The sequence below is a fragment of the Naasia sp. genome, from assembly GCF_025465545.1.
Lineage (GTDB): Bacteria > Actinomycetota > Actinomycetes > Actinomycetales > Microbacteriaceae > Naasia.
In genome coordinates, this window is the sequence record NZ_JAODMK010000015.1 from 88,718 (window position 1) to 94,802 (window position 6,085).

Sequence of the window (6,085 nt, forward strand, 5' to 3'; positions counted from 1 at the left end):
TCGCCGATTCGGCTCTGCGCGCGGGCGAGATCCATTCTCGGAGACTTTCACCCACGTGCGAGGATCGTGTACGGCACCTCCTCGGGAATGATTTCGGGCTTCGAGGCCCCTGGCAGCAGCGAGAGCACGGCAGTGACCGACTTGCCGCGCTCGGTCAGCATCGAGTACAAGGGCCCGGGCGGGCACCGCCGACTCCAGGACGTGGCAAGCATCAGCACGCTGTGCACGGAGTCGCCCAGGTTCGGCTCCAGTGTCAGCAGCCCCATGTCCTCTTCTGCTCGGATGACGGGCACCCGCAAGGCGCGCGCAACGGTGTGAGCGAGCACCGACTCGTCGTCCCCCACCCAGCACGCCACCGCGTCCGGCCGGGCGCTCTGCACAGAGTCCGAGATGGCACGCCCAATCTCGTCCACGGCGAGGGGATCGGACGCCGTGTCGATCCACCGCAGGTCATGGTCCGACGCGATGAGTGGGGCAACGAGTGCGGTCAGGTCAAGTCCCGGATCGTTCATTGCGGACTCCTCGCAGTCACGGCGCATTCCTCGAGAAACGCGCGCAGAAGAGGGAATCGTATCGGCTGCGGAGCCACCGCTCGCGATCTGCAGGTGGCCACGTCGGGCCGGTCGCAGCAAGTGACGCGCGTTTTCGGCAAGCCGCCGCGGCGGCCGGGACGCCGCCCGTGACGTTGGTGAGCTTCGATGGCCTCATCGCCGGGTTCGGCGATGGGCTGACGTCAGCTATCCGAACCGGGCCCTGTAGCCCCGGTCGACCTGACTGCCGCCGGCGAAACGGGGACTTGACGGTCGATACTGCGGCCGCATTCCGGGCGAGCACTTGCTGGGGTACCTGGACTCGAACCAAGAACAACTGAACCAGAATCAGCCGTGTTGCCAATTACACCATACCCCAACGGACCGTCCGAGGGACGTCCGGGAGGCCCAGGCAGCGCCCGGACCGACATCCGACTTTAGCCCAAAAACGAGGCGCCCGCTGACGCCCCCGGCACTCGGGGAGCGGTCGGCCGCGACTGCGGCCGGCCGTCTCCTGCGCCGGGACGCCGAGGAACGTACTCCTCCGCAGTCCTCGGCGCGAGCCCGTGCGCCGGCGGGCGCTTGTTCCTAGCGTGGAGGAGCGGCACCGGCGCACCAGACGGATGCGGGCTGCCACACCGACCACGATCAACGAAGGAGAGCCGCCATGGCTGAGGAGAAGGGCAACCAGACGCCGAACACGCCCGACGTGAGCGAGACGGAGCTACGGGCGAAGAAGGTCGACGAGCTTCGCGATGAGGCGAAGGAGGTCGGCGTCTCGGGGACGTCGGGCATGAAGAAGGAGGAGCTCGTCCAGGCCGTCGCGCAGGCGGAACAGGCTCAGAGCGACGGCTCCTCCCAGGGCGGCTCGGCCGACCGGGGCGGCTCGTCGCACGACGAGGACGGCGACCTCGGTGCCGGTCCCGACGGCGGCAAGGTCCGGACCGGACCGGACACCTCCAAGTCGCTCAAGTACTCGCAGGAGGTCACCTCCACCGACGAAGAGCCGGAGCGCGAGGGCCGGAGCCTGGTTACCAGCCACCACGAGGTCATCAAGGAATGGGCCGAGGCCCGCAACGCGACGCCCGCCACCGTCCCCGGCACCGAGCACGACGATCACCTGGGAGTGCTGCGCCTCGACTTCGGCGACGACAACGACGACCTGCGCCACGTGAGCTGGGAGGAGTGGTTCGACACCTTCGACAAGCGGCGGCTGAACTTCATCTACCAGGAGCAGCGCAGCGACGGCGCCGAGTCCAACTTCTTCCGGCTGGAGAGCCCCGACCGCGAGGACGGCTGAGACCCATTCTCTGCCGCGGGGCGCGACGCGTTCCGCTCAGCCCAGGTCGCGGATCAGGGCCGCTGCGGTGCGCGCGCCGGCGCCTGCGGCGACGATGAGCTGCTGCGGTCCCGGCACGGTCGAGTCCCCCGCGGCATAGACGCCGGGCAGGCTCGTCCGGCCCTCCGGGTCGGTGAGCAGCAGGCCGTCCTGCGCCGTGGCCAGGCCCAGGCCGGCCGCATAGCCGAGGGCGGGCTCGTAGATGGGGCGGAGGAAGCCGGCAGTGCGCTCGACGAGTTCGCCGTCCGCGAGCAGCACGCCGGTCATCCCCCCACGGTCGCCCACGATGTCGCGGACCGGACGGCGCTCCACGAGGATGCCGCGCTCACCGAGCTCGCGCTCCTCCGCCTCGGTGACGACGGCCGGGCCGTGCGGGAACACCACGATGTCGTCCGACCAGCGCGACAGCAAGATCGCCTGCTCGGCGAGATCGTCCGTCTCGCCGAGCAGGGCGAGCGGCTTGCCGGACTCCTCGTAGCCGTCGCAGGTCATGCAGCTGTGCAGGGTCGTGCCGTAGTGCGCCCGAATCCCCGGCAGCGCGGGCAGCCGCTCGACGAGACCCGTCGTGATCACCACCGCGTCCGCCGTCACGTCGCGATCCGTCGTTCCCCGGACTCCGGCAGCCTCGACCCGGAAGCGGCCGTCCTCCTGGCTGATCGTGGTGACCTTGGCGTTCTGCACCTCGGCCTCCGGGTACCGTTCGATCTCCTCGCGGCCGAGCTTGCGCAGCTCGAGCGGCGAGATGCCGTCACGGGTGGGGTAGCCGTGCGAGTGCAGCGTCGCCGCGTTGCGCGGCCGATTCGCGTCGAGCAGCAGCGTGCGGTGACGTGCCCGGACGATGTTGAGTGCGGCACCCAGGCCGGCCGGACCCGCGCCGATGACGACGACGCGGTAGGCGTCAGGCATCGAGCACGCGGGAGAGGCGGGCGATGCGGGCGAGCGTGGACTCCTTGCCGAGGATCTCCATCGACTCGAAGAGGGGCGGGCTCACCCGGCGGCCGCTGATTGCGGTGCGGAGCGGCCCGAACGCGAGCCGCGGCTTGAGTCCGGCACCCTCGATCAGGGCGGCGCGCAGCGATTCCTCGATCGCGGTCCGCGACCAGTCCTCGAGCGGCTCCAGGGCGGTGAGAGCCAGGTCGAGGACCCGCCTGCCATCGCCGCCCGGCAGGGCGTCGGCGTCGTACTCGAAGCCGTCGTCGGTCGCGAAGAGGAAGCCGAGCATCCCGGGCACCTCGCCGAGCAGGTTGACGCGCTCCTGCACGAGCGGCGCCGCCTCCCGCAGGATGGCGCGCTCGGCCTCGGTCGGCGGATCGCTCACGAGGCCGGCGAGGTAGGGGACGATGCGCTCCTCGAAGTCGCCCGCGGCGAGCATCCGGATGTGGTCGCCGTTGATCGACTCGGCCTTCTTGAGGTCGAAGCGCGCCGGGTTCGGGTTCACGTCGACGACGTCGAAGGCGGCGATCATCTCGTCGGTCGCGAAGACGTCCCGGTCGTGGGTCAGCGACCAGCCGAGCAGCGCCAGGTAGTTGACGAGGCCCTCGGGCACGAAGCCGCGCTCGCGGTGGTGGAACAGGTTCGACTCGGGGTCGCGCTTGGACAGCTTCTTGTTGCCCTCCCCCAGCACGTAGGGCAGGTGGCCGAAGCGAGGCACCCATTCGGCGATCCCGATATCGATGAGCGCGTGGTACAGCGCGATCTGCCGCGGCGTCGAGGAGAGCAGGTCCTCCCCTCGAAGCACGTGGGTGACGCGCATGAGGGCGTCGTCGACCGGGTTCACGAGCGTGTAGAGCGGCTGCCCGTTGGGGCGCACGACGACGAAGTCGCTGAAGGATCCGGCCGGGAAGGTGATCTCACCGCGGACCAGGTCGTCGAAGGAGAGGTTGTCGTCGGGCACGCGGAGCCGCAGTGCGGGGACGCGTCCTTCGTCCCGGAACGCCTGGCGCTGCTCGCGGGTGAGGACCCGCTCGAAGTTGTCGTAGCCGAGCTTCGGGTCGCGGCCGGCCGCAACGTTGCGCGCCTCGATCTCCTCGCCCGTCGCGTAGCTCTCGTACAGGTGCCCCGTCTCGACCAGCCGGGCGATGACGTCCGCATAGATGTCGCCCCGTTGCGACTGCCGGTACGGGCCGTGCGGTCCGCCGACATCGATGCCCTCGTCCCAATCGAGCTTGAGCCAGCGCAGCGCCTCGACGATGAGCAGATAGCTCTCCTCGCTGTCCCGCGCAGCGTCGGTGTCCTCGATCCGGAACACCATCTTGCCGCCGGTGTGCCGGGCGTAGGCCCAGTTGAACAGCGCGGTGCGGACGAGGCCGACGTGGGGAGTGCCGGTGGGCGACGGGCAGAAGCGGACGCGGACGTCCGAGCCGGTCGCTTCGGAGAAGGGATAGGAAGCCATACCGCTGTCGATCCTATCGACCGGCGCTTCCGCTCCCCGGGCCGTTGCGGTCGAGCGGGCCTCGGCCCGGTCAGCCTCGGTTGCGGGCGGGGTTGCTCAGCGTGCCGATTCCCTCGATCGTGATCTCGACGGTCTGCCCGTGCACGAACCCGCCAGGGCCTGCGGGAGTGCCGGTGAGGATCACGTCGCCGGGCAGCAGGGTCCACACGTCCGAGGCGAAGGCGATGATCTCCGGGACCGAGTGCAGCATGTCCCGGGTGTTGCCGCTGCGGCGAGGCTCGCCGTCCACGAAGGTGCTGATCTCGAGGGCGGAGGGGTCCAGCTCCGTCTCGATGACGGGGCCCAGCGGGCAGAAGGTGTCGTAGCCCTTCGCGCGGGCCCACTGGCCGTCGGCGAGCATCTGATCGCGCGCCGTGACGTCGTTGGCGATGGTGTAGCCGAACACGACCTCATGCGCGCGCTCGACCGGGACCTGTTTGGCGATGCGGCCGATCACGATGGCGAGCTCGCCCTCGTGCACGATCCGTCCCTCCACCGGTGGGAGCTGGATCGGGTCGCCGGGGCCGACCACCGAGGTGTTCGGCTTGAGGAAGAGCAGCGGGTGGCCGGCCGGCGCCGCCTGGCCGAGGTCGTCGCTGTGAGCCGCATAGTTGAGGCCGACGCCGACCACCTTGGAGCGCGGGATGACGGGCGCGAGAAGCTTGACCGAGCCGAGCGGGACGCGCTCCCCCGTCGTCGTGTAGCCGCTGAACATCGGGTCGCCGGCGAGCACGATCAGCTCGTCGGTCTCCTCATCGAGGATCCCGTACGCCGGGTCGCCCTGGACACTGAACCGCGCGATCTTCACCCGCCGAGCCTAGTTCTCGGCGCGGTCCCCGGGGGGCGAGGAGGGCCGCGGCCCGGCTCGAAACCCCCTGCTCCCGTCGCCTCCATTCCTCCACAATCAACCCGCGAACCCGCACTCCACCAGGTATTCCTCCTTCCCATCGAGTGTCGGTGGCAGGTGTCACACTCAGTGCATGAACCGCTCGACGGACCTCCTCGCGGAGGAGGCGAACGCCCTCGCTCGACAGGTCGCCGAGCTGCCCTGGGGCGAGCACGAGCAGGGCCTCGACGGCCTCCTGGCCGGCGCCAAGGATGGGACCCTGCTGGGCCTCGTGGAGCGGGCCGGGTCGCTGGCCAAGCTGCTCGATGCGGTCGCCTGCCGGATCTCCGGCGAGATCGCGGCGCGCTCCGAGCGGGACGCGGTGGATCCGCTCGCGAAGCGCATGGGCGAGCGGACCGCGGCGGCGCTCGTTGCGCGCTCCGCCGGGGTCGGAACGAGCCGAGCGGCGGACTGGTGCTCGATCGGCAGACTGCTGGCCGCGCGCTCCAGCCTCTCGGGCGAGCCCCTTCCGCCGGCGTTCCCACAGCTTGCGGAGGCTCTCGACAGCGGCCTGCTCTCCGCCGACGCCGCCCGCGTTCTCGTCGACACCCTGCAGAAGGTGAGCGTGACGGCATCACACGAGCAGGTCGAGCTTCTCGAGGCGTTCCTCGTCGAGCAGGCCCGGTACGTCTCGGTCGCCGACCTCCCGGTGCTCTGCCGCCGCGTCCGCGACCAGTTCGATCCCGACGGCATCGAGCCCCGCGAGGAGGAGCTGCGGGCCAGGGCAGGCTTCTCGATCGTGCACCGCCGCGACGGCCTGCTGCGCTGGGTGATCGATGCGCACCCGGAGGCGGCCGGCTTCCTCACCGCCGCGCTCGACGCCAATCTGGCGCCCTCTCGCCGGGTCGCCTTTCTGGACCCGGACGAGGCCGCGGTCGACGACGCCCTCGCTGACACCC

At 70.4% G+C, this 6,085-nt stretch carries 6 protein-coding genes and 1 tRNA gene; 2 read left to right on the forward strand and 5 right to left on the reverse strand.

The genetic code is table 11. The annotated features are described in order from the left end of the window. Positions 1-47: 47 nt before the first annotated feature. Both JWR33_RS04625 and JWR33_RS04630 read right to left on the reverse strand, forming a co-directional pair. Positions 48-512 carry a hypothetical protein gene (locus JWR33_RS04625; protein ID WP_297409843.1) on the reverse strand — a complete coding sequence of 155 codons (465 nt, stop codon included), beginning with the start codon at positions 510-512 and terminating at the stop codon, positions 48-50. Positions 513-837: 325 nt separating this feature from the next. Further along, positions 838-909: transfer RNA gene (locus tag JWR33_RS04630), tRNA-Gln, on the reverse strand. A 288-nt stretch (positions 910-1,197) separates the two neighbouring features. Between JWR33_RS04630 and JWR33_RS04635 the strand changes: the two genes are divergently transcribed. Next, positions 1,198-1,830 carry a Rho termination factor N-terminal domain-containing protein gene (locus JWR33_RS04635; RefSeq protein ID WP_297409845.1) on the forward strand — a complete coding sequence of 211 codons (633 nt, stop codon included), beginning with the start codon at positions 1,198-1,200 and terminating at the stop codon, positions 1,828-1,830. A gap of 36 nt (positions 1,831-1,866) precedes the next feature. Here JWR33_RS04635 and JWR33_RS04640 read toward each other — a convergent pair whose 3' ends face one another. From JWR33_RS04640 to JWR33_RS04650, 3 genes are all read right to left on the reverse strand, one after another. Continuing rightward, positions 1,867-2,775, reverse strand: coding sequence for an NAD(P)/FAD-dependent oxidoreductase (locus tag JWR33_RS04640; protein ID WP_297409847.1), 909 nt, complete (start codon positions 2,773-2,775; stop codon positions 1,867-1,869). Then, positions 2,768-4,261, reverse strand: a complete 1,494-nt coding sequence (gene gltX / locus JWR33_RS04645) for a glutamate--tRNA ligase (protein WP_297409848.1) — start codon at positions 4,259-4,261, stop codon at positions 2,768-2,770. The genes JWR33_RS04640 and gltX overlap by 8 nt, the downstream gene beginning before the upstream one ends. Before the next feature lie 70 nt (positions 4,262-4,331). After that, entirely contained in the window at positions 4,332-5,108 is a 777-nt protein-coding gene (locus JWR33_RS04650) for a fumarylacetoacetate hydrolase family protein (protein WP_297409850.1), read from the reverse strand. Positions 5,109-5,280: 172 nt separating this feature from the next. Here JWR33_RS04650 and JWR33_RS04655 point away from each other — a divergent pair. Next, a partial coding sequence (locus JWR33_RS04655) for a DUF222 domain-containing protein (protein WP_297409852.1) occupies positions 5,281-6,085 on the forward strand: 805 nt, incomplete at its 3' end.